The organism is Pseudomonas sp. PF05, assembly GCF_056521845.1.
Genome location: NZ_JBWLPW010000009.1, coordinates 84,895 through 105,374, shown reverse-complemented (window position 1 = coordinate 105,374; position 20,480 = coordinate 84,895). Strand labels below are relative to the sequence as shown.

The window sequence follows — 20,480 nt, the reverse complement described above, 5'->3', positions numbered from 1 at the left end:
TTTATGCCTCCGCATAGGGGTCGTAATCGGATTCCAGTTCGCTGTTGGGGCCGCCACCGGTTCCGGTGTACTGGCTCTTCATCACGGGCATTGCGTAGGTCAGGGCCAGGGCGTCGGCATAGTCAGGCGACAGACCGAGGCGCTTCTTGATGGCGTCTTTCTTTTCCAGCGCGATCTGATCGCTGCCGTTGTGCCCGTACATGGGCGAGGTCAGTTCCGACTCAAGTTCGGTGTTTTCCTCAAGGGCCAGGCCGGCACGCAGGCCTTCACGCAGCCTCCACCACATGTAGGTGCGCATGTTGGCGTAGTGGCGATCAGGTGCAGCGCTGGCGAAGTTCACGTCGAGGATGACGATCCCAGGCATCAGGCGGCGCAGTTGGTCAGCAACAGGGCCACCGACACCGGTCGAGTCAACAAACACGGCGTCAGGACGATGCTCCTGGACCACGGTGCAGACCTTGGCGATGAACAGCGTGGTGTCGCGCGTCTCACTGCCGGGAATGCTCATGGCCTTGATCGAACGAGCATCGAGGCCGCGGCGGAACACGATCACGTTGCTGTCCGCACCGCCCCGGGCAATGTCGATACCGCAGACCATGGCGTCATCCAGGCCATACACAGGCTCGCGCTTCATCGCCGCGGCTACCCAGTCGGACGGGATCAGTTGCAATTCGGAAGCCCTCGGGAACATGCCGCGAACACGGATGCGGAAGAAGTCGCTGTCTTCGCCGTAGTCCGCCTGCCATTTGGCGATTTGCGTCTTGTTGGTGCCGTCCACCGTGCGGCTGTCGACTTGCCGGTGGCTCCAGCGGTGCTTGTATCGGGTGAAGCACTCGCGGAACCGGCCAGTGTTCTTGGTCGGGTTACCGAAGGCTGCCCAGATGATCTCTGTGTTCTCGTCCGTCAGCGCACCCTCGGCCACTTCCCACACCAGGTCAGCAATGGCTGAGGCCTCGTCGAAGATCAGCAACAGGCGCTTGCCTTCGTTGTGCAGGCCGGCGAAGGCCTCGGTGTTGCTCTCCGACCAGGGCACGGCGTCTATGCGCCAGTTCTTTTCGTGCTCCGGGTCGGTGCTGATCAGCGCCGTGGCTGTGAGCCTGAACCAGTGGGCCGTGATGGATAACCGGTTCCACTTCGCCACCTCGGGCCAGGTCTTGGTCCTGAGCTGGGTTTCGGTGTTGGCCGTCACAACGCCGCGCGTGTCGATGGCGGTGTCCAACGCCCACTTGATGATCCAGGACACCAGGGCGGACTTACCGATACCGTGGCCGCTCGCTACTGCCTCATGGATGACATCGCCCAGGTCCTTGGCGCCACCTCGGATCTTCTTGCCGATCGAGTCGAGGACATCTATCTGCCACTGCCTGGGACCGGTCTTGTTCGCCAGCTCAGTGCCCGGCTCTCCCCAGGGAAACGCGTACCAGACATAGCCCAGTGGATCGTCAGCAAATGAAAGGATGTCCTCGACCAGTTGCTGTTCGAGGTCAATCTTTGCTGGCGCGTTCACGGGCTTTTGCCATCCGCTCAGATAGGGAAACGTTGACATCAACGCTCACCTGGTCGCGGAAGGCGTTCACATTGACGTGCTTGCCAAGGAGTTCGAGGTTCTTGACCTTGTCCGGCCACTTGATCTTCTTCATCAGGCCGACCATTGAACGGTCTTCGCCCGAGCCTTCGAACATCTCGGCGATATCGAAGCCGACCAGATACTGGCGCCAGCCCTTCGGCCACTCCGACAAGGGCTTGAAGCTCATGTCGTCTTGCAAGATGTCCAGCACGTCGAGCTGATCGATCTCAACCAGGCGCTTCAGCACGTAATCGGCATTGATCTCGGTGCGTTTCTCGCGATCCGTCATGCGCTTCTGTAGCTGCGCCTGGACCTCAACATCCTTCAACAGCCTCTGACCCTGGGAATAAGCCGTCTTTTCGCTGTATCCGGCCCGTACGGCAGCCTGAGTGGCATTCAGGTCGATAAGGTACTCATCCACGAAGCGAGCACGCTTACCGGTCGGATCAGCCATGGTTATTCGCTCACTGACTCGGCAGGCTCTTCGGTCACAGGCGCATCAGCGACAGGCTCAGCCTTCACCTCTTGCACCCACAGGTAACGCGAAAAACCGGCGGTGATCTTGTCATTGGTCCAGAACAGCAGGCGCACACCATCAGTGCAGTGCTCGACTGCGTCAGCCTCGACGGTGACGTTCTCTTCGTAGGTGCGGACTTTGAAGGTTGGCATGGGTCAGTTTCCTTTCAGGCAGACGTTGGCGATGTAGGCCTGCGCAGCACGCAGAGCAATCAGTCCTTGGTCGCCGTCGTCGGTGATGGCGACAATTCGTTCACCAGACGCTGGGTCAAGTTCGGCTCGCGCTTCTGCATCACCCAGGCTGGTGGAGGTGGTGGTGTCTCGCACAGCGGGACAGGTGGCTTTGACTGACAGGCGGCGAGTGCCATTGCGGACATCAGCACGAAGCTGGTTATTAGCGGCTTGAGCATCGGTCAGGGCCTTTGTGTGTTCGGTGTCGAGTTTGGCCAGTAGCTTTTGGGTGTTGCGGCGAGACTGCGCGGCAGCCTCAAGCGTGTTGATCGTGTCCACCTGGCCGCTGATGACGGCCTTGGCTCTGTCCAGGCTGTTGCTGACGTGATCTAGGCGCCAGCCAGCGAGGATCAGCGCAACAGCAAGGCCGGCGATCAGGTAGCGAGTCATGCTAGAGGGCAATCCTCTGCGCCAGGATCTCGGACAGCTCGGTCATTGCTCCGGCCTGGGTCGTCAGCAGCTCTTGCGACTTGGCGCTCAACTCACGGAAGCCTGGGGTTTTGATGAATGCGTTCAGCTTGGCAAGACGGTCATCGTTCTGCGCCTTCTCACCAATCATCCGCTGTACATGCGGAGGAAGCGCCTTCACCTGGCCGATCCCGATGTACGCCTTTTCGAAAACGTCCTTCGGGCTCCAACTGGTGTAACCGTCCTCGTACTTCACGCCATAGCCTTCGATGCCATCTTTCATGGCAGGCCAGCCGGTGATCTGTTTGGTGCCGATGTATTCCTGGGTCATCTCGATTATCTCGGTGGTCACGGGGTTATTGAGCCGCCATGCACTTGGCATAGCGCTTGAGTTGTCGCGACCACACGCCTGGGCAACGCTTGTTGCCCGGTGTGGAACAGTCGTAGCCAGCGGCGAACTTGTACTTGAGCAGGTCGTGACAGGCCTGGACGTAGTTGCCGGCCAACAGGTCGCGGCGCATCGAGCCCTTGCGCCAGGTGCCGATGCCGTACTGACCTATGAAGTCCATGTACAGGTCGAACTCGGCTTGATTCAGCTTCACGCCCGGCAGGGACGCGGCAAACATCTTCTCGTCCTGGCCGATCAGGTTGCGGGCCAGCACGTCGGCGCGCTTCGGGGTGATGGTGTCGCCCATGCGGACCGGTGTGCCGTCTTCGTAGCGGGTCGAGCCGTGGCCGATCGTTGGTACGTCACCCTTGGTGGGGATGACCGCGTGGTCGGTGTAGCCCTCGTTCGTTTTCCAGGCACCGATGCCGGCCAGGCTCATGGTGAGCAGGCCTACGGCAACGCGCTGGCGGTTGTTCATGGGCGGCACTGGTCACGCAACGCCTGGATGCGGGCAGCGCTCTCGGCGTGCTCTCGGCGATCCCGGCGGATCTGGAAATAGGTGCTGATGAGCAAGCCAAGGACTGCAACGACAACACCGGCAATCCCGATCCAGTTGACCTGGGACAACCAGCCTGCAACGCCTGTTGCCGCACCAACCATCATGCCTTTGTTGGCCACTGACGCACCCACCACCTCTACGATGCTCTCGGGCGTCGGGTTGGCCATGTTTGAACTCCTGCCTGAGGCTGCCATTGGGGCCTCCAGAAACGAAAAAGCCCCGCACAGTGGCGAGGCTCAGGGTTGAATTTCGAATACAAAAAAGCCCGACTCAATGGCCGGGCTTTTAATCGGGTCTAGCAACGAGAACCTGCTCGATCTCAGGCTCCGTCTTCATATCATAACTCTACACAGTCAAACGACGCGTCAGAAGCTCTGCCTAACCAGATACCTGGCTCAAAGTGATCCGGCCAATTGAATGCCCTATAATTGCGTTCAAGTCGCCTCGCCACAAGCCGTTAACACCTACCGGCATGGCCCCCTGAAGCGTTACAAGCTGCGCGTCCTTTAGATGGACATAATGTATGGGAAGCTGGCCCTCAAACTCACGCATCGGTGCGAACAAATTCCGGAAAGCCTCTGCCTGTTCCCCCCAGCCATCTGCCATCGCAGTGCCGATGGAATCTAAATACCGAGCTTCAGAAATCAAAGTTCCGCTAATAATTCCCGCAGCTGTTGTGAGCACAACTGAGAACCCTTCGCCACCTTTCCCTGTACCCGATATCCAAGCTCTGAGCAGCCAATCGCCCCTGTCATCCTTTCGTACTTGAGTATTCTGTTCGCTCATAAAATCAATCCTTATGGTGCCATAATGGCTAAAGGACATTACATCGCGCGAAGTATCAGAACAACCCCAAGTCGCTTTCGCTGAACAACCCTGCCTCGTTCCATGATGAACCACGCCAAGGGTTTCAAGTTCGATGGATACCGAATAAGGCCGAGTTGCGCACCCAATTGCAGCTGTTGCATCGGAAAAAAGCCCGGATCGCATCGATTTGCAACCGGGCTCTCTCCTTAGAACTGTCTCTGTGTCGCGCTTCAACAGCTGAACACCGTGCCATGAAAGCAAGTCTTTATCCGGCATGAAAGGTTTATTTACGCGGCATCGCTCATTCCGTGCAGGACGCCATCAATCCAACCAACACCTGACTTGATTATCTCTCTCGTTGAACGCTCAGAAATGCCTGCCGCCCCGCCCCCCGCCGATTCCCCTATTCGAACCATCGTCCACTTGGCACCGAAGTAAAGCCAGAGGAACAGGCCCATCTGTGCGTTGCGCTGTGTGAGCTTGGCCATAGCGGAATCCACTGCCAGAGCCTCGTCATCCGTGATCACGTAACTGGACACGCTGGGCATCTGGACGTTGTCCCGCATGAGCGCCAATTGCGGCGAGACATACCGAGGCACTCCCATTCCGTCCATGCGCCACCAGCCCCACTGCTCCAGCAAGTACTCCGTGTCCCCCAGGGGCTTGTTGATGTAGGTGCGCTTTTTCATGCAGCTTTCCTCGGGTCAGGATCACTCAGGCCAAACAGATCTCGAAGCAACCGGTCGGCGGCGGTTTTCTTTGCATTGCCCTCCAGCAACCAGCGCTGGCCGTAATCATGGAAACCGATCTGCAGACGGCTCGAGTGCCAACTGGCGACCATATCCAACAGAGCCGCCAGCGCCGCCGGGCCGCCCATTTTGATCTTCGCCAACTCCTCGCCGGCTATTTTCAGGAACTGGCACTCGATATCGCTCATGGCTTTGCGCGGCGGTACCGCTTTGACGTTACCCATGGTTTGCTCTCCCCTTGATGCGGCCAGCGAAGGGGCGACTTGCTTCGACCTCCTCCTGCGTGGGCTCGCGGCCTGCAAAATTGACGAATCGGGCGAACCTGCCCTGCTGTTGCACAAGGCATGAACCCACCGGAGCGTGCCTGCACTTGGGCATGATCAGCTCGGTGACACCGTTCTGGCCCTCCTCCGAATCGTTGTCGCGGTGAACGAGAATGATGCAGTGGGCGTCTGCCTCGATCTGGCCGGAGTCGCGTAGATCGGAGGCAATCGGTTTTTTACCTGGGCGCTTGGTTGAGTCGCGGTTGAGCTGCGCCAGCAGGATCACCGGCACATCCAGTTCCTTGGCGATATTCACGATGCCTGTCGAGATCTTTCCCAGCTCCGAGGTGCGGTTGAACGCCTTCCCGTCGGACCCGATCAGACCGATATAATCGATCACCACTACGTCGAGGCCCTGCCTGCGCTTGACCTGACGACAAATGCTCCGAATCCGCGCCACGGTCAGCCCTGATCTGTCGCTGACGTACAGCGGCCTATCCATGATCTGACTCACCGCCGAGGTCAGGCGGGGCCAGTCCTCATCCTGCAGTTGGCCGTTGTCCAGTACTTGCAGATCGACGCTTCCGAGGGAGGCCAGCGCGCGGTTGCCCAACTCCTCCTCCGGCATCTCAAGCGAGAAAACCATGCCCACACCAAGGCCGGTACAGGCAATGTGCTGGGCGATTTGCAGGCCAAGCGTGGTCTTGCCGCTCCCTGGCAGGCCGGCGATGATGGTTACGGTCTTCTTGCGCAGGCCGCGGATCAGTTTGTCCAGGTCCGTCAGGCCGGTGGAAAGACCGGTCTTCAAAGTTTTGTTGAATTTGGAGTCGATTATGTCGATGTTTCGAGTCACCACCTCGTCCATACGCTTATAATCCGGCTCGCCAGTGTCCAGGTCGCGAAGATCCGCCATGGCTTGCTGGGCGCTGGCTATGATCTCCACCACCGGCTTGTTCTCGCTGGCCGATTCGCGCACGGCATCGGCCGCTTCAACCAGGCGGCGGAGAACCGCCCTCTCTGCTACCGTTCTGGCGTATGCCTTCCAGTTGGCGGTGCTGGGCGTGTTCTTCGCCAATTCCCCTGCATATGCAATGGTCGGACCGCCACTGGGTAGATACGGCCTGAAATCGTGAAGCGTGACCGGGTCCACCGGTGCGCCGGTTGCATGCAGGTCAAGCATCAGCTGGAACAGCGCTGCGTTTTCCGGGTCATGGAAGTCAGCAACTGTGACGCTGGCGGTGATCGAGTCGAACAGATCACCATCCAACATCAGGGAACCGAGAAGCGCATGTTCTGCCTCGTCGCTGTAAAGCTCGCGATAGTCGTTCATACGGCACCTCTCGCCGAGGCCCAACTGAATCCGACAGCCTGGCCTCCCCCCTCACGAAGTCGATCCAGTGCTCGATCTCCGATATAACGCCCCAGGTCCGCTGCCACTAGATTCGACACCACCACGGTAGGCAAGACGAGCTGGTATCTCCGATCAATTACCTCGTGAAGCACACCCAGCTCGTAGGCAGTTCCCGCCTGGGCTCCCACCTCATCGATGACCAGAAGATCAAAACTCGCGAGTTCATCCAAAACATCCCTGTCGGTGTATTCAGCACCACGATCCATAGCACCCTTGAACACCCGGATTATCTCAGCCGCAGACACGATCACGGCCTGGGCCCGGTGTTCTCGAATCACAGCTTGGACTATCGCGCAGGCCAGATGGGTTTTCCCATTGCCAACGTTTCCGGAGAGGATCAATGAGCGACCGGCCTCATAGTTCTCATTGAACTGATCGACATAGCCCTTGCAAAGCTTCAAAGCTTTCGCCATGGCGTCCACACCGCCGGAGGTTCGGTAGTTGCCAAAGGTGCATTTGCTGAACCGCGGCGTGATTCCCGAACCTACGAGCAGTTTGTTCAGCTCCTCTGCCTTTTTTCGATTGCGTGCCTGGATATGTTCCTCGCTCTCAGCCGGAGCGATATTCAACGCCTCCCAGTGGCAATTCTTGCACCCACGCGCAAGCATGGAGCCATCGAACTGCTCGATCTCCGAGCTGCTCACCTGGCCATGCTTCGGGCACTCGCTGTCGAAGAAGCGAATGCGCGGCTGCGGGCAGAAATTAGAAATTCGAGCCATGTGCTACCTCCGGGTACTCGAGCGTGTGGTTAGGCAGGCCGGTGTATGCCGATTGCTTGGAGGGCATAGCTGGCTTCAGCTCGTCCAGGTATCGTTTCTTATTCAGCCAGGTCGATGCCATCGGAACGTACTGCCCGTCGTCTTTGGTCCAGTCTCGAGAAGCGCTGTGTTGTGCAAGAGCGGTCTTCAGAACATTGCGCAGATCTGCGTCAGGCTTGAGCTTCTTCCATGCTGCTGCAGCTTCCTGCTTACCCTTTCCGTTTGGGTAGAGTTTCCAAAATTGTTCAAAGCCCTCCAGAGGGTCCGATTTACACGAAGGTTTTTCAGTCCTTGCTGCTTCATTCAGTCCTTGCTTACCTTCAATACTTACTAGTGTCGGATTTGCCGTATACGGCTGAGCCGTTTCCGGTGAATCCGTATACGGCTGAGCCGGAAGCGGTGATTCAGAAACCAAATAGTGGATCTCGCCAAGTACGCCGGTGTCGGAACGATCTTGGCTGCGGTGTACATAACCGGCACTGATTAGTTCTTGGAGAAGTCCATACACACCGTCTCGGCCAGTAGGTTTTGATGACTTGGCCGTTTCCCCACGCAGATGCGCTACGGAAATTTCCCAGTGATCAGGCTTGCCCAGCAGGAAAATCAGCAACCCGCGGGCCGCCCAGCTAAGCCGGGCGTCCTCGCTGATTCCTTTGTTGAGTAGATAGAAATTTCCCTCGGGACGAGGGGCACGGATGATGCTCATAGCTCAAGCTCCCCAGTCACGCGACGGACGAAATCGTCGTAACCCTCAGCCATGATCAGGCCCTGGCCCTCCAGCGCTTCGCGGTACGCCTTGGCGCTGCCGTAAAGTACCCAGCGCTCTCGCTCTGGGAGGGATCTGAATGACGCGTAGCTGGGCCATGGGCCGGCTATCAACGATGCCGGCCCCTTCTCAGCAGATGATGTTTTCGGCCGTGTATTCATTGCAGGGTCTCCCCTGGTTTGCGACTAATCTGGGCGCCCATGGACTCCACAGAGCTGCCAAACAGACGCAGCACAAGTTTGCGCAGAGCGGTTGTGGCATCAATTGAAAAAGTGCGAGCCTCATCCAGCGCCAAGGCCTGTGGGGAGTGGTCCATGATCAAGATTCGAACGCGATCGCTGTAGTTGAACGCGGCACAAGCCAGTTGCTGGTCCGTCAGATCATCGAATGCTTCATCCGGCAGGCATTCGCCAGGGAATACGACGACGGGAATAAGGTTTTGTGGCCGCGGTTTACCCTCCAACAAGTAGCGACTCATAGCCTCCCAGTGATCTTGGGCAACTTGCTTCGCATCGTGCCCAGTCCTGCGCCTGAATAGCACCTTGAGGGCATAGAAAGCTCGATACAGGTCAATGTGAGTATCACTCTCTTTCTCGATGGAATACTCAGGCTCGTCGATCACATCCAGCACATCCTTGACGACCTCGAAGCACTTCAGCAATAGGGCGGCGTCGGAGTAATTCTCGAAGTGGGCTTCGTCGATCACCGTAGGTTCGGTTGAATTGAACTCGCTCATCTTGGCTCCCCCTTACTGTCCAGTTTCTTGAGGAGTGCATTCAGATTGTCACCACGATTCATCAAGTCGGTGCCGACGATTCGCAACCCGGCAGCGATTCCGCCAACGGTGTATCCGTTGAGAATTCTCTCTACCGAATCCGGGGCCTCAGCAGCTAAGTCCAGCAAGAGACGACCAAGGGCATCAACGAAATAGCCTGCGGAGTGCATGGACTCTGCGTCATCAGCGATGCGGGTAGGAGATACACGTAGGTGGCTCATTGATCTGCGCTCCATACCGGCATCCAGATTGGCTTCGCCATCTCCTTGGCAGCCTGGCCGTACCAGCCCACGGCCTCAAGAATGAACCTCCCCGGCCGCGCTTCGTATTTGGACGCTCTGACAATGGAGCTCATGATCGAAGCCTTCCTTTCAAACTCAGGTACTTCCTGACTGAAAAATCCCTTCGCAGAAAGAGACAACTCTGCCTCTGGGACTTCTGGGATAAGAAGCTCCAGGGCCACCTTTGCGTCAGCACGCCCCATCTCATGAGTCATGAAACGCTTGATACCGCGCTCACGATGGAAACCTTGGACGCAGAAACCGATGCACCCGATATCGAAGCCCACCTCATCAATCGGATATGCTTGAGCCTGCAGCATCCCAAAGACGCTCGCATTCGAACGGGCTTGTTCATTACGGATTGCGTGTGCCATGATTAGTACCTCTACGAGATATGTTGTCCTGGTTGCACAGGACGATTAATGAACCCGGTTCCCGCCGGGTTTGTTGCTTTCTGGGCCGAGCGAAAATTCATTCGCCGGCCATTCACGCCGCTTTCACCGACTCCTCCAACACAAGCAAGCTCTGCCGCACGTGGCCGATCTCTTTCTGAATATTTGCCTTCTCAAACGGTGAAACCCGGCCATCGGAAAGCGCGTCGTGAACCAGGCGGGAGACGTCCCCGTATTCGGCTGCGAGGTGTATCAGCGCTTCGATGAGGTTCTTGCTCGCCGGCCGTGCCTGGGGCACCAGGGCATAACCCAAAGCGTTTGCCAGCAGCTCAAGTGGCTCAGGGTTCTTGCTGTGCACCAGAATTTGCAGGAACTGCTCAAAGTTCAGCCGATGCGAGTCGTCGTTCGGGTTGACCCGATTGAGCAGCGAGGTGTGACTCATACCCATCAGGTGAGCCAATTGTTTCGGTCCCGCCTCCAGGACTGCCTCGTGAATTGCGCGATGTACCTGTTCCATTTCGGGAAACCTCTTCGTGGTTGTCGTGGCGGAACGTCCTGCCCAAGGCGAAAATGTGCGCCCTCGGCAAGGCTCGCTTATGCGGTCTTGAGCTGGGAGTTGCGCAGGTACGCCCAATCGATATCGGGCCGAAGGTCTTCACAGATCACCGCCCTCTCCGTCTCACGCTCGAGCTTGATAGCAAGAGCGGGGTTGGCACGGCGAAAGCCGAGAGCGACCTGTCTGAGTTGGCCCACGCTGGTGTCGCAACGCTTAGCCAGGGAGTCCAGCGAAACGGCGTCCAGGGAGCGCATGAGTTCAATTAGCGTCATGGTTTTCCTCCTAAGAGGCTTCACATTACATATTGCTAAATTAAATAGCAATAGCATTTTATAATTTACAGATTGCTAATGCACGGACACTATTCGCTGATGGACATGAAAACCCTTCGGGTCGAAGCGCTGCGGCGTGTAATCGGCCAACTCAGTCAGAAAGAATTCGCCGACCAGCACGACCTGGACGCTTCCTATTTGTCCCAGATCCTCAACGGGCATCGAGGCTTGGGCGAGAAAGCGGCGCTCAACCTCGAGAAAAAGATCGGGCTGGCGCCAGGCGTTCTGGTCAACCCGGGTGGGTACGGTTCGAACGTCATTGAAGGTGAGTTCACTCGCCAGGATGTTGTGCGCGACCAGTCACCCGCCTATCAGGCTATGCAACAAAGTGCTTCGCCCAAAGCGATCGCTGTTATCGAGAAGCTCGCTAGAGCCGCGGCGAAGGGACGGCTGAAGGAGTCGGACCTAGTGCTCTTGGAGGGCATCGCCGCTCTGCTTGAGAAGGCCAACGCTGAAAAGCCTTGAGTCAGATGCAGAAAGCCCGGCGCATGGCCGGGCTCTCTTCCATTTGCTACGTCAGCAAGTCCTCTTCCCTGCTCTGCCACATAGCCTGAAGCTTGGTCAGCCCCTTGCCAGTGATCAGCGTCGAGCACGTTGGGACGATGCCGTCTATTGGATGCTCGAAGGTGCCGAGCTTCACGTCGAGCAAACCGGCCTCGATCTTCGCCTGGTACGGTTCGTTGCTCCTGGTCACCCACCCCTTCTGGCGCATGAACTGCAGCAGTCTGGTGCGGCCGGTACCGATGATCTTCGCAGCCTGGGCAGCGTTGTACCTCTTGTGGGATACCGTGACCATGTCGTGAAAGGCCACCTTTGGAGCGTCTTGTTCTACCTTCACTTCCAGTAGATGGTTCTCTTTGGTCAGTTCGGTGTTGTCGGCCTCCAAGGTGACGACCTTGCGCACGTTGTCGGTCAGCAGGGCCAGGAGGACTTTCGGGTCGTTGAGGCTGGCGATGTCGAAGGCTGGCCTGGCGTGCGCCATCCGCCAAAACTCTTTGACCAACCGTTTTTTGAAGTCGCGGACGATCATACTGTTGCGCATATAGGTAAGGAGCAGTGTCGATTGCTGCTCATTGAGATTTGCAATCTCCCTTGCTTGCTGGCCGCCAGCGGTCTGAAAGGTCTGGATTTCAAATCCGACCCTTCCGAACTCTTCCATGTCGGCTTGGTAGGTTCGAACCAGTTTAATGACGCTGGCATGATCGACTTCGCATCCTGCGGCGATGGCGAGAGTGGTGGTCACCGCTTCGCCATCTACAAGACTGACGATTTCAGAGCGCGACACGTTTCGCGATTCAACAAATTGTGTCGCATCGCCAGAAAGCTGTCCAAATTGGATGGAAGAAGTATTCATCGCACTCGCTCCAGACCTTCTTGGACAGAGTCGATCACAGCCTTCGCGGAAACCACTGCCCGGAGAAACGACCAAGCGTTGATACACGGAATATCGTCGCTCCCCATCGCCATGAACTCGAGCTGCCCCTTAAGCTCGCTCAGGATGCAGGATGCCTCGCTGAGTGCATCTTCTGCCGGTACGCCAGGACGAACAGCAAACAAATCTTGCCGATCACTGTTGCAAGGGATGAAGGAGCAATCAACAGTCACTGGCCCTTTAACAGCGCCAGCATTGAGTTTTTCGTTTACTTCGGTATGCTTATTCATGACGATTTCTTCCTCGAAGCGGATCTCGTTTCCCGAAGCCCTGACGAATCTCACCTCGTCGGGGCTTCTTCGTTTCAGGCATTTGCCTGCTCTTGTCGCCTTTTCTCTTCCATCAGCCGGAAAACAATTTCCGCTGTCTGTGACCGGCAATTTTCCTGCGCCTGGCTCTCCACCCATTGCTTTAGCTCCTCCGGAAGCCTGAGATTGAACTGTGGATCTTTTCTAGACATGGGCCCGCCCCTTATGCATCACCGTGATTCACCAGAGCAATATAGAACCGTGATGCATTGCCGTCAATACCACCGTGATGCATTCTCTCGCGTAAACCTAGTAAACCCATAGTTGACCGAGTTGACATGAGCCGCACCGACCCGCAATTCAACCTACGCATTCCAGAATCCCTGCGCGATCTTGTAATGACTGCCGCAAAACGGAATAAGCGTTCCGCTACAGCTGAGATTCTTGATCGTCTCGAGCGGAGCTTTACTGAGACCGACGAGCTTGGGATTAACGATATTGATCGAATGAATCCCGAACACGCTCTCTACGTTCCATACAGCGATGCTCAGGTGACTACAAAAATCCATAAGGATCGTTTGCTGGCCGGGCTTGATGATTCGCTGACCCCGCAAGAAGAAAAAATCTTGTCGGCGATGATCCAGGCTCTCCGGGGCACACAGGGACTTACGGATGAAGCTGAACAGCCTAATAAAGGCCCTGCCGCTCGTAAACGCTTTCCCAAAACTTAGTCCCATCATATGGTCCCACAATTTTTTTGTGCCCCTGCGCATATTGCCTATCAAAAGAACTTGTTGATCTCTTGAACGGTGCGGATTAAAGCGTCCTTTGTGCGAGAGGATTACCTCAAACTAACTCGCAACCGCACCCAACTTTGAACCTCAGCAAGAACAAAGCCCACTGGAGAGCCGCGAGAATCGCTATCACCCAATGGGACTGGCTTGGGAAAGAACGGATCATCTTTTATCCGTCTATAAATCGTGGTGCTCGCTAATCCGGTGATCTTTTCGACGTCAGGCAGACGAATTAAGACGAAAGCGGGATCAAATTGCCTGGAGTGGTCATTCAAGTCGGTCATGCTGCTTCCTGCCATTGATTGGGACTGGAAACAGATTGGCGCAGAAGCGCCCATGACAGGAAGGGGTTACATGGTTACATGCTCCATGTCATGGCTTGAGAAGATGATCAGGCTTGATCGCTGTAGCTAAGTAAACTGCCTTGTGTGGTGGTGTTTTATCAGCAGGGACATTCAGCCCCAACAGACTGCAGAATTCTCGCTGAATAGTGTCCTGCTTCGGTTGCCGCATCTCAGACGTGTATTGAGCCCAGTACTTCAAAGCTACCGCCCGCATAACCTCAAGTTCCTTTGTAGCATAGGGAAAATTCAGACCTTGCAGGCTTTTAGCTTCGCTTGCAGACTCCAAATTTGAGTTCGCTAATTGAGCCCGCAGATCGGCATTTTCTTGGAGTAAATCAAAGTTTTGGCGCTCAAGCTCTTTGATGCGTAGGCCCACCGGCACTTCGATTGAGCAGCCAGCTGTTACGCGCTCCGCCATTACGGGAATAGGCCAGTCTATGCCGTTTTTTGATAACCAACGCCTAGCATCCCCTAGATCTATGTCCTGATCGATTCCAAGGTCGGCTGTTCGTTCCACCGCTCCACTTAACGAGATAGCAGGCACCGCATACCCCTTCCTTATGAGGCTGACCACCACCGGACGCTTATGACCTTGATCCTCCAGCAGGACGCTGATTTCACGCGGCGTAGCCTTCCAAACGGACGATAGAAGCGAATATTTACGCAAGCCAGTTTTAGAGTTTAGGCGCCAACTTGTTTGGATGCCGCCACGCTGAAGAACATCCCAAATATCTTTTGAGAAACCATACTCAAGCAGCTCCTTACTTTCTGAAAACAATCTCTCATCAAATAAAAAATCGCTAATTTTTAGATTAGAATAACTCTTATTTCCTGCTACTCTTTCCAAAAGCAGTGTAGCACCACAGCCAGGGTCGAACACTGGTAACCCAGCATTATCTAACCTCATGCCCTGAGGAGGGGTGTTTACGGATCGCAGGCATCCGAGTATTACCCGAGCGGCATCTTGTAGGGATAATATTGTCCCCTCATCCGAATACGCGACACTGGTGACAAGGTCGGAGACACATACAAAGCTATTCAACACTTTGTCTAAAAACTTAATTGCTGCCATAACCTTCCACCTAGAGCCAGCTGCATTACGAATGCCAAGAGACCGCAGTTTATATAGCCCGTTAGCAAAATGTAATAGCCGAGCCGCGCATCCAAGAAACACAACCTGAACGGTCGTGGTGACAGCCATTGAAGCCTGCGCTCAGCGTAGCGTCGACGCCCTATCATCTGCATCATGTAAGATTATGACCGCACTGCGCTGGGTATTGCAGCTGATCGTTACTGGACTGAGCCAGGTGGCGTGGGGGTATGGAGAGATTGATCAGTAGTTGACGGGGTCGACCGTCTTGGCTTCTGGCGGGCTCGAGCGAGTCACCTGCCCTCCTCTCGGCGACAATGACTGCATGACCCGGCCTCAGGACTTGTACAAACTCAAGCGGCAGAATGTTTGCTTCACTGCCAAGATCATGATGTGTGGTCATTCCTGCGAGGGTTTCATTGCACAGAAGTCCAGCATCCAAACGCTTTATGTGATTGCCAGTACCGGCCTGGACAGCTCGGCGATCAAATTCTACAAATGCCCGAGCATGTACTGAGGCAACACGTTAGCGCAGCAACCCAGTGGGTCGTATCAACCTCAACCGACGGCGCCCTCGGAGTTGTGCGCGATAAAACTGCGTATTTTTAAGGGGGGTGCAAGTGAATGGATGAGGCAAAAGCTCGCAGGCTTGAAGCAGAAATCAATGAACTGAAGACTCTTATCGCAGCTTTACATTCATCGAATGATGCCCCCAAGTCTTGGATCGGCAAAGCGAAGACATTGCTATGCATGACCCTTTGCTTCGTCGGCGCCACGGGTGTGATGGGGGTGCTCATGGAGGGGTTGCGCTGGCACTGGGCGGTGATGATTGGGGTTGGCGGGCTCGCGCTCTACCAAGGGCTTCGGGCCGAAAAATCATCGAAAGCAATGAAGCAACTGCTTGCTGACTACAACATTCGTCTTGACGAAGCTGAGTACGAATTGAACAGGGAAACCGCGAAGGAGCGGCTGAAGGCGATGTTCACCATATCTGATTGAACAATACCAACCGGATGTCTCGCCGGTTGGCGTGCTTCGAGTTTGTGGGCTATTGGTTGATGGCCCGGCATGAGGCCGGATCAAGGAGAAGAAGAATGAGTTTGCTAGTCGATCGTCCGTGGCCCATTGAGCATGATTACAAAGGCAATAAACTCCAGATCGCGTTTCGTTATCGCGAAGGCTCAGATGTTCCAACACATGCAGTAATTCTGCCTCGGGACCACGACGGTGATATCTACATTTACGACGTCATCGAGGGTCCGTGGGATAGTTATGACCATGCTGTGCAAATCTCAAAGAGCGCGGCTGAGCGATGGATCGACATGCAGCCGTCCTAATCGCGTGCGCTTCCGTTCTGAGCGATACAGATAGACCAACCCAGGCGCAGCCGTCCATTACCAATGATGGAAATTCGGCTCGGATTGAGGTATCACGGATAACCGGCATAGGGTCGGATCAAGGAGTTAGAGATGTCTGATGTAAATACTGACGTTCATCAGCAAGCTTTGGTTGCGATAATCGCAGCCGCGAAAGAGCAAGGAATAGACCCGGCAAAACTGGTAGATCGAGCAAGCGAAATCTTGAACGACTCAAGCAACAAGGCTTTGTTCATCCCGGAGCGAGACGTAGAACATGTCGAGCTTGAGCTAAGCTTGGCATACGCGAAGATAAAGGGCTTGTGGTAGGCGCCACTGATCAACCGCAGCTCCCAGGCTGCTGAAGCTAACGACCCGTCGTGACACGTTTGCGCTATAACGCTTTCGTGTCTCGCAATGAAATTCGAGGTACCGCGCCGCCCGGCTCTGGCCTCTCCGGTAGAGAATCAGCAGTGCTATCAACACGTACTGCAGCGATGTCAAACCCGGACCTATAGCTCTGTACCAGATGCTAATGGTGATTGAATACCAGGAGTGATACGTTCAGTTTCTCGCTCGTCTGCTGAGACCAGAGCATGTCCGCATCTGAAAAACGGCATCTCCGTGAATCATTTACCAAGAAGCTGATCCGAATGTGCCAGAGGCTGGACGAATGCTCTGTCCGCACCATCACGCACAAAGACATTTATGGCGAGTTCACTGGCGAGATCAAAATCACATCGATGTGGGTCGTAGGGTCCTATGCCCGCGGTGCGATGACCTGTGGCGATCTGGACATGGTCATAGGCGTACAAACCAAAGGAGCCCTACCCTCAACAAGGGTTTGGGCAAGGTCCTTCTTCGGCGCCCCTTCACTCGTTCGCTACTACCCTGGAGATCCAACCGAGAATGCCTCGGGCGTACCGTTCCCCGAGGCTGTCCTTATCTGGTCCGGCGTCGGATGCGATTGGAAAGCAGCGATTGCGTCGATCAAACCGGATCCCAACGCCGGCCGTGCGGCGCGTGAGACGGATGCCATTCCCCTTCGGGACGAACAGCTGCGCACCTACAATGACGAATACCACGCTGCGGTAGATATGCAACGCGATGGTCTTTGGGAATGGGAATTCGTCGAGATAGGGAAGCAAATGCCCCCCCCTACTCCCTCCGAGGCGGCCGCAGAGGATGAAAAGTATTTCGCGCGCTGCGCACCGCTGATGGGGCGCAAATCGCGGGAGCTAATCCCAGCAATCATCAAGCTGATGAGGGAGAGGGAGCCCTTCGGTTCATGGTCCTCCACGAACAGTCATCGATCAGAGTTCACATGCGGTGGCTCGCATCTGCGCCTGGGCCGTCCAGCGCTACCCCTACGCTTCTTTGAGTACACACCATGGGCACACCAGTTAATTTTAGTTCCTCACATCAGCGCCAGAGGACCTAATGGCGCGTGGATTATTCGCCGCGGCCCAGAACACCCGGACCGCAAAGCCCTTGAAGGTAAACACGCTTACTACCTCATGACCTCCGGACAGCCCGATACCATCACCTACTTCGGACCTTCCATCTACTGGCCTCCCACCGGCATTGAGCTGCTTGGGTCCTGCGATGAGGCTCAAGAGCTAGCAGCGCAGTTTACCGATGAGGATGACTTCGTAGCCCCAGAGATAGGTCGAGCAGAAGGAATCGATTTACTCTCTCTGTTTGGGCTGGTGGACGTCGTAGAGGTGAGCGGGGAGCAACTGGCTTTGACACATTCCGGATCGTCTTATCTGGAGCAAGACGAAGCCTCACTCGATGAACTGCTTGCAGTTCTACCATCAACCTAAAATGCATTAGCGGGAGGGATGGGCAAATCGCGGACAAAGAAAACCCTGCGATGGGGAAGGCCTGAATAAGTAATGGTGGCGCTCTGCTACAATCGCCGCGCACAAACTGGAGCAGGAAATGAAACGGATAATTGCCCTATCTATAGCGCTTTCTTTAGGGGGGTGCGCGAACTCTCCCCAGCCCTCCCAAAATGATTTCGCCTATGAAGATTTCTCAAGTTATGGAGCCGTCGGCGTGCGGGTTATATCAACGTCAGCCGGGATGGCTATAGATATTTCTGCGTCTTGCATTGAGGGCGATACCCAGTATTCTATCCGGCCGGCAATCATAGGACCCTACAGGGCGGCCGATAAAAGATGGTCCCTGAACATGGACGGGGCAGGGTTCTGGAAAAGATCAGCCGAATTCGATAATGAAGCGTTGTTCCGAGCCTCGCTTGCGACGTTGGAGGTGGTCAGCCCCTCGACATTGCTCGGGGGCGGCCAGCGCCTCAAGGTTTCAAATTCGCAGATAGAAGAGATTGCGGATCTTTGCAGGAAAAAGCGAGCAGAGCACCTTACCTATGTTCGTAATATTGAAAACAAAGAGAGAAGGAAAGATGATCGTTTAATCTCGGACGTGGTTGACCGGACCGGCGTGCAGCCCATGCTCTCCGGCAAAAACCAAATGAGCTTCAACAACATAATCTCTTTGCTTCAAGAATCGGGGGTATCCAAGCACAAGGGCAAGTTTGTATGGGCAAGTGATGGTGATTACAGAATCGCCCAGGTGGCTGGAAAGAGAGTTCTTCTTATCAGCATGACAAATCCTGGCGGCTTTCCAGCGATCACTATCATCACCGATAAGGATGCGATGGAAGGGCAGTTCTGGTCATCGGTATCGCATGGACCGCTGGAGCTGATTGGCATGTCTTCCTACCTGACGGTTCTCGGCACAAGCCGACAGACGATCCTGTTTAAATCGATCTAGGCAGATACAAGAAGCCCGGCGCTGGGCCGGGCTTACGGAATAGGATTCAAGACGCTAAAATCCTTATTCATCTTCCTCTTCTATTTCTGTCGAGGAAAAATCTTCCGGCCCGATAATCTTGGGCTGTAAATAGTATTCACTCCAGGGACCACGGCCAGTCACGGTCGCAATCATATCCCGAATTCCACTGTAAACAATATTCGGCCCACTACGGGCTATAAGGGAAACCTTTTGCTCGTCACTAAGGCTCTCGTCAGTACTGAAGGTTCCAATCCCTAACACTTCAATGCCGTACTTGTCCGAGTCAAACTCTGCAGACACCACCAGCCGTAGACCTACGTGAAAAGTATCGCTGCCATTCCTATGCACATGAATCGCTACTTCTGGCTCAGTTGGCAACTCTTTAGATTCAGTACTAAATCCTTGGTTAGCCTTGACGGAAATTTCAGGGAAAAACAGATTTTCAAGCGTAAATTTCGCGGCTTTCATTTTGTATCTCATCAAATACGCGGGAAACATCAATCAGCTCGCGATCCTTTTGGTGCGCAGGGGGGGCTGGCTGATGATCAACATTTGCGCAATTAATGTGCTCGAGCCACCGAACGCTAGCCTCAGCATCTGCGACGTGAATATGGATGCGCCCGCCCATTGCGTGAGCAACCTTGACCATTGTCTCGATGGTGAAATTTGCGTCACCCCGCAGCGCTTTCGTGACGTAAGCCGCACTGGAATCCAATCTATCCGCAAGGGCGGCGTTGTTCACCCCCTTTAACCGCATGAGTCGTGTGATTCCACCCACGAATTCCAGCTTTGCCTGCTCCTGGCAGTAGCTCTTGGTCCTTTTGAGCTCGCTTATTCTTTCCTTGAATGATTTGAGCATCAGTTATTCCTCCGTAAGAAATCTTAGACTATTCAGAGACTTGCTCTCAGCATAGGCGCGCTTCACGCGTATCGCTCGCTGTATCTCTCGCTTGGGAGTCTTTTGAGATTTTTTTACTATCCCGTGAGTGCAAACGACTATTTTCTCATCGTCCTCAAACCAGAAAAGCCTCAATCGGCCCTTGATGTACTCGTAAATTTTCTCGCCCTGATCAACGTAGTGACACTGGGCTGTGTTGAAGGTTTCCGGCCCTTGTTTGCTATGCCGCTCCATCATGATCAGCAAGCCGTTAAGGTTCGATTCGAAGCCAGAACCAACCTCTTCCATGAACAGCTCCACTTGGGATAACCCGTTCGGCTCCATCGGGGAGGCTATTTGCCATCGGTTCGCGAAAAGGATCTTGAGGTCCACTGCGTCACCGAAACTGAGCGCACATTAACCCATAGGTTAACTGGAGGATAGAGGATAAACCGCCAGATGATGTAAATTTTTCTATGCTTTCCATGCGGATTTTCTACTTGTCAATTGATTTTGTCTTCTTGGCCCGCCAGCTTAACAAGCTGACGTACCAACCCGCACAATCCTTCCTCCGCATAATCGGCAGCCGATTCTCCCACCATGAAAGACCGCGGAAATCTTCAGTACCACACCTGGGCATCTGCCTTGCTGCCAACGGGCCCCCAACGTTCGGCGATCACATCAGAGCGACGGCTGGCCAAATGAGGCCTGTGGCTATGTTCTGGAGGTCACGCTTCAGGGCTTGAATGGATTGTTGAAAGGCA

34 protein-coding genes are annotated in these 20,480 nt (G+C 55.1%); 8 read left to right on the top strand and 26 right to left on the bottom strand.

The genetic code is table 11. From position 1 onward, the window contains the following. Nucleotide 1: 1 nt before the first annotated feature. From AC09SL_RS16590 to AC09SL_RS16505, 18 genes are all read right to left on the bottom strand, one after another. Nucleotides 2–1,507 carry a hypothetical protein gene (locus AC09SL_RS16590; protein ID WP_058545809.1) on the bottom strand — a complete coding sequence of 502 codons (1,506 nt, stop codon included), beginning with the start codon at nt 1,505–1,507 and terminating at the stop codon, nt 2–4. Beyond that, nucleotides 1,485–2,021: a terminase small subunit gene (locus AC09SL_RS16585; RefSeq protein WP_058545808.1), complete on the bottom strand. Its 537-nt coding sequence runs from the start codon at nt 2,019–2,021 to the stop codon at nt 1,485–1,487. Before AC09SL_RS16585 ends, AC09SL_RS16590 begins: the two co-directional genes overlap by 23 nt. A 2-nt stretch (nt 2,022–2,023) precedes the next feature. Next, on the bottom strand, nt 2,024–2,236 hold the full coding sequence (locus tag AC09SL_RS16580) for a hypothetical protein (protein WP_058545807.1): 213 nt from the start codon (nt 2,234–2,236) through the stop codon (nt 2,024–2,026). A 3-nt stretch (nt 2,237–2,239) separates the two neighbouring features. Then, nucleotides 2,240–2,704, bottom strand: coding sequence for a lysis system i-spanin subunit Rz (locus tag AC09SL_RS16575; RefSeq protein WP_058545806.1), 465 nt, complete (start codon nt 2,702–2,704; stop codon nt 2,240–2,242). Nucleotide 2,705: 1 nt separating this feature from the next. Next, nucleotides 2,706–3,053 (bottom strand): crAss001_48 related protein, encoded by a 348-nt coding sequence (locus tag AC09SL_RS16570; protein WP_058545805.1) that lies wholly within the window; start codon nt 3,051–3,053, stop codon nt 2,706–2,708. Between the two features lie 25 nt (nt 3,054–3,078). Next, nucleotides 3,079–3,588 carry a glycoside hydrolase family protein gene (locus AC09SL_RS16565; RefSeq protein ID WP_058545804.1) on the bottom strand — a complete coding sequence of 170 codons (510 nt, stop codon included), beginning with the start codon at nt 3,586–3,588 and terminating at the stop codon, nt 3,079–3,081. Beyond that, nucleotides 3,585–3,836, bottom strand: coding sequence for a holin (locus AC09SL_RS16560; protein WP_058545803.1), 252 nt, complete (start codon nt 3,834–3,836; stop codon nt 3,585–3,587). Before AC09SL_RS16560 ends, AC09SL_RS16565 begins: the two co-directional genes overlap by 4 nt. Nucleotides 3,837–4,047: 211 nt before the next feature. After that, nucleotides 4,048–4,455, bottom strand: coding sequence for a hypothetical protein (locus AC09SL_RS16555; RefSeq protein WP_058545802.1), 408 nt, complete (start codon nt 4,453–4,455; stop codon nt 4,048–4,050). Nucleotides 4,456–4,763: 308 nt separating this feature from the next. Further along, entirely contained in the window at nt 4,764–5,165 is a 402-nt protein-coding gene (locus tag AC09SL_RS16550; RefSeq protein WP_058545801.1) for an antiterminator Q family protein, read from the bottom strand. Beyond that, nucleotides 5,162–5,449: a hypothetical protein gene (locus AC09SL_RS16545; RefSeq protein WP_058545800.1), complete on the bottom strand. Its 288-nt coding sequence runs from the start codon at nt 5,447–5,449 to the stop codon at nt 5,162–5,164. Before AC09SL_RS16545 ends, AC09SL_RS16550 begins: the two co-directional genes overlap by 4 nt. Further along, nucleotides 5,442–6,818, bottom strand: coding sequence for a replicative DNA helicase (locus tag AC09SL_RS16540; RefSeq protein WP_058545799.1), 1,377 nt, complete (start codon nt 6,816–6,818; stop codon nt 5,442–5,444). The genes AC09SL_RS16545 and AC09SL_RS16540 overlap by 8 nt, the downstream gene beginning before the upstream one ends. After that, entirely contained in the window at nt 6,815–7,618 is an 804-nt protein-coding gene (locus AC09SL_RS16535; protein WP_058545798.1) for an ATP-binding protein, read from the bottom strand. The genes AC09SL_RS16540 and AC09SL_RS16535 overlap by 4 nt, the downstream gene beginning before the upstream one ends. Next, on the bottom strand, nt 7,602–8,363 hold the full coding sequence (locus tag AC09SL_RS16530) for a hypothetical protein (protein ID WP_058545797.1): 762 nt from the start codon (nt 8,361–8,363) through the stop codon (nt 7,602–7,604). The genes AC09SL_RS16535 and AC09SL_RS16530 overlap by 17 nt, the downstream gene beginning before the upstream one ends. Before the next feature lie 217 nt (nt 8,364–8,580). Next, complete coding sequence (locus AC09SL_RS16525; RefSeq protein ID WP_058545795.1) at nt 8,581–9,159, bottom strand: hypothetical protein; 579 nt, start codon at nt 9,157–9,159, stop codon at nt 8,581–8,583. Then, nucleotides 9,156–9,419 carry a hypothetical protein gene (locus AC09SL_RS16520; protein WP_058545794.1) on the bottom strand — a complete coding sequence of 88 codons (264 nt, stop codon included), beginning with the start codon at nt 9,417–9,419 and terminating at the stop codon, nt 9,156–9,158. The genes AC09SL_RS16525 and AC09SL_RS16520 overlap by 4 nt, the downstream gene beginning before the upstream one ends. Then, a complete protein-coding gene (locus AC09SL_RS16515) occupies nt 9,416–9,853 on the bottom strand; it encodes a hypothetical protein (RefSeq protein ID WP_155742095.1) in 438 nt (145 codons plus the stop codon). The genes AC09SL_RS16520 and AC09SL_RS16515 overlap by 4 nt, the downstream gene beginning before the upstream one ends. Before the next feature lie 112 nt (nt 9,854–9,965). Then, a complete protein-coding gene (locus AC09SL_RS16510) occupies nt 9,966–10,388 on the bottom strand; it encodes a phage regulatory CII family protein (protein WP_058545792.1) in 423 nt (140 codons plus the stop codon). Between the two features lie 77 nt (nt 10,389–10,465). Continuing rightward, nucleotides 10,466–10,699: a transcriptional regulator gene (locus AC09SL_RS16505; RefSeq protein WP_058545791.1), complete on the bottom strand. Its 234-nt coding sequence runs from the start codon at nt 10,697–10,699 to the stop codon at nt 10,466–10,468. A 99-nt stretch (nt 10,700–10,798) separates the two neighbouring features. Between AC09SL_RS16505 and AC09SL_RS16500 the strand changes: the two genes are divergently transcribed. Continuing rightward, nucleotides 10,799–11,224 carry a helix-turn-helix domain-containing protein gene (locus AC09SL_RS16500; RefSeq protein WP_058545822.1) on the top strand — a complete coding sequence of 142 codons (426 nt, stop codon included), beginning with the start codon at nt 10,799–10,801 and terminating at the stop codon, nt 11,222–11,224. A 46-nt stretch (nt 11,225–11,270) separates the two neighbouring features. On the opposite strand, the gene AC09SL_RS16495 is transcribed toward AC09SL_RS16500, so the two are convergent. The 3 genes from AC09SL_RS16495 to AC09SL_RS16485 are packed head-to-tail and all read right to left on the bottom strand — an operon-like array spanning nt 11,271 to nt 12,651. Beyond that, nucleotides 11,271–12,113: a Rha family transcriptional regulator gene (locus tag AC09SL_RS16495; RefSeq protein ID WP_058545790.1), complete on the bottom strand. Its 843-nt coding sequence runs from the start codon at nt 12,111–12,113 to the stop codon at nt 11,271–11,273. Then, nucleotides 12,110–12,475: a DUF3077 domain-containing protein gene (locus AC09SL_RS16490; protein WP_419555154.1), complete on the bottom strand. Its 366-nt coding sequence runs from the start codon at nt 12,473–12,475 to the stop codon at nt 12,110–12,112. Before AC09SL_RS16490 ends, AC09SL_RS16495 begins: the two co-directional genes overlap by 4 nt. Nucleotides 12,476–12,495: 20 nt before the next feature. Next, nucleotides 12,496–12,651 (bottom strand): Arc family DNA-binding protein, encoded by a 156-nt coding sequence (locus AC09SL_RS16485; RefSeq protein ID WP_058545789.1) that lies wholly within the window; start codon nt 12,649–12,651, stop codon nt 12,496–12,498. Nucleotides 12,652–12,777: 126 nt separating this feature from the next. Between AC09SL_RS16485 and AC09SL_RS16480 the strand changes: the two genes are divergently transcribed. Then, nucleotides 12,778–13,170, top strand: a complete 393-nt coding sequence (locus tag AC09SL_RS16480; protein WP_081264486.1) for an Arc family DNA-binding protein — start codon at nt 12,778–12,780, stop codon at nt 13,168–13,170. A gap of 110 nt (nt 13,171–13,280) precedes the next feature. Here AC09SL_RS16480 and AC09SL_RS16475 read toward each other — a convergent pair whose 3' ends face one another. Together AC09SL_RS16475 and AC09SL_RS16470 are read right to left on the bottom strand one after the other, a co-directional pair. Further along, the gene (locus AC09SL_RS16475) at nt 13,281–13,517 is read right to left on the bottom strand and encodes a helix-turn-helix transcriptional regulator (RefSeq protein ID WP_231139249.1); all 237 of its coding nucleotides are present in this window, start codon (nt 13,515–13,517) and stop codon (nt 13,281–13,283) included. Between the two features lie 88 nt (nt 13,518–13,605). Next, entirely contained in the window at nt 13,606–14,649 is a 1,044-nt protein-coding gene (locus AC09SL_RS16470) for a hypothetical protein (RefSeq protein ID WP_058545787.1), read from the bottom strand. Between the two features lie 343 nt (nt 14,650–14,992). Between AC09SL_RS16470 and AC09SL_RS16465 the strand changes: the two genes are divergently transcribed. The 6 genes from AC09SL_RS16465 to AC09SL_RS16440 all read left to right on the top strand — a co-directional run bounded on the left by AC09SL_RS16465 (nt 14,993) and on the right by AC09SL_RS16440 (nt 18,818). Next, nucleotides 14,993–15,184 (top strand): hypothetical protein, encoded by a 192-nt coding sequence (locus AC09SL_RS16465; protein ID WP_058545786.1) that lies wholly within the window; start codon nt 14,993–14,995, stop codon nt 15,182–15,184. A 107-nt stretch (nt 15,185–15,291) separates the two neighbouring features. Beyond that, nucleotides 15,292–15,666 carry a hypothetical protein gene (locus tag AC09SL_RS16460; protein WP_058545785.1) on the top strand — a complete coding sequence of 125 codons (375 nt, stop codon included), beginning with the start codon at nt 15,292–15,294 and terminating at the stop codon, nt 15,664–15,666. A 95-nt stretch (nt 15,667–15,761) separates the two neighbouring features. Next, nucleotides 15,762–16,004 carry a hypothetical protein gene (locus tag AC09SL_RS16455; RefSeq protein WP_058545784.1) on the top strand — a complete coding sequence of 81 codons (243 nt, stop codon included), beginning with the start codon at nt 15,762–15,764 and terminating at the stop codon, nt 16,002–16,004. Between the two features lie 132 nt (nt 16,005–16,136). Beyond that, complete coding sequence (locus AC09SL_RS16450; protein ID WP_058545783.1) at nt 16,137–16,352, top strand: hypothetical protein; 216 nt, start codon at nt 16,137–16,139, stop codon at nt 16,350–16,352. Between the two features lie 266 nt (nt 16,353–16,618). Next, a complete protein-coding gene (locus AC09SL_RS16445) occupies nt 16,619–17,848 on the top strand; it encodes a hypothetical protein (RefSeq protein WP_058545782.1) in 1,230 nt (409 codons plus the stop codon). Nucleotides 17,849–17,966: 118 nt separating this feature from the next. Then, a complete protein-coding gene (locus AC09SL_RS16440; RefSeq protein WP_058545781.1) occupies nt 17,967–18,818 on the top strand; it encodes a hypothetical protein in 852 nt (283 codons plus the stop codon). A gap of 63 nt (nt 18,819–18,881) precedes the next feature. On the opposite strand, the gene AC09SL_RS16435 is transcribed toward AC09SL_RS16440, so the two are convergent. From AC09SL_RS16435 to AC09SL_RS16425, 3 genes are read right to left on the bottom strand one after another with little or no spacing between them, the layout of a single operon-like run. Next, on the bottom strand, nt 18,882–19,307 hold the full coding sequence (locus tag AC09SL_RS16435; RefSeq protein WP_058545780.1) for a protein-export chaperone SecB: 426 nt from the start codon (nt 19,305–19,307) through the stop codon (nt 18,882–18,884). Continuing rightward, nucleotides 19,282–19,698, bottom strand: coding sequence for a helix-turn-helix domain-containing protein (locus AC09SL_RS16430; protein WP_058545779.1), 417 nt, complete (start codon nt 19,696–19,698; stop codon nt 19,282–19,284). Before AC09SL_RS16430 ends, AC09SL_RS16435 begins: the two co-directional genes overlap by 26 nt. 3 nt (nt 19,699–19,701) lie before the next feature. Continuing rightward, nucleotides 19,702–20,025 carry a type II toxin-antitoxin system RelE/ParE family toxin gene (locus AC09SL_RS16425; RefSeq protein WP_196764475.1) on the bottom strand — a complete coding sequence of 108 codons (324 nt, stop codon included), beginning with the start codon at nt 20,023–20,025 and terminating at the stop codon, nt 19,702–19,704. Nucleotides 20,026–20,480: the final 455 nt, after the last annotated feature.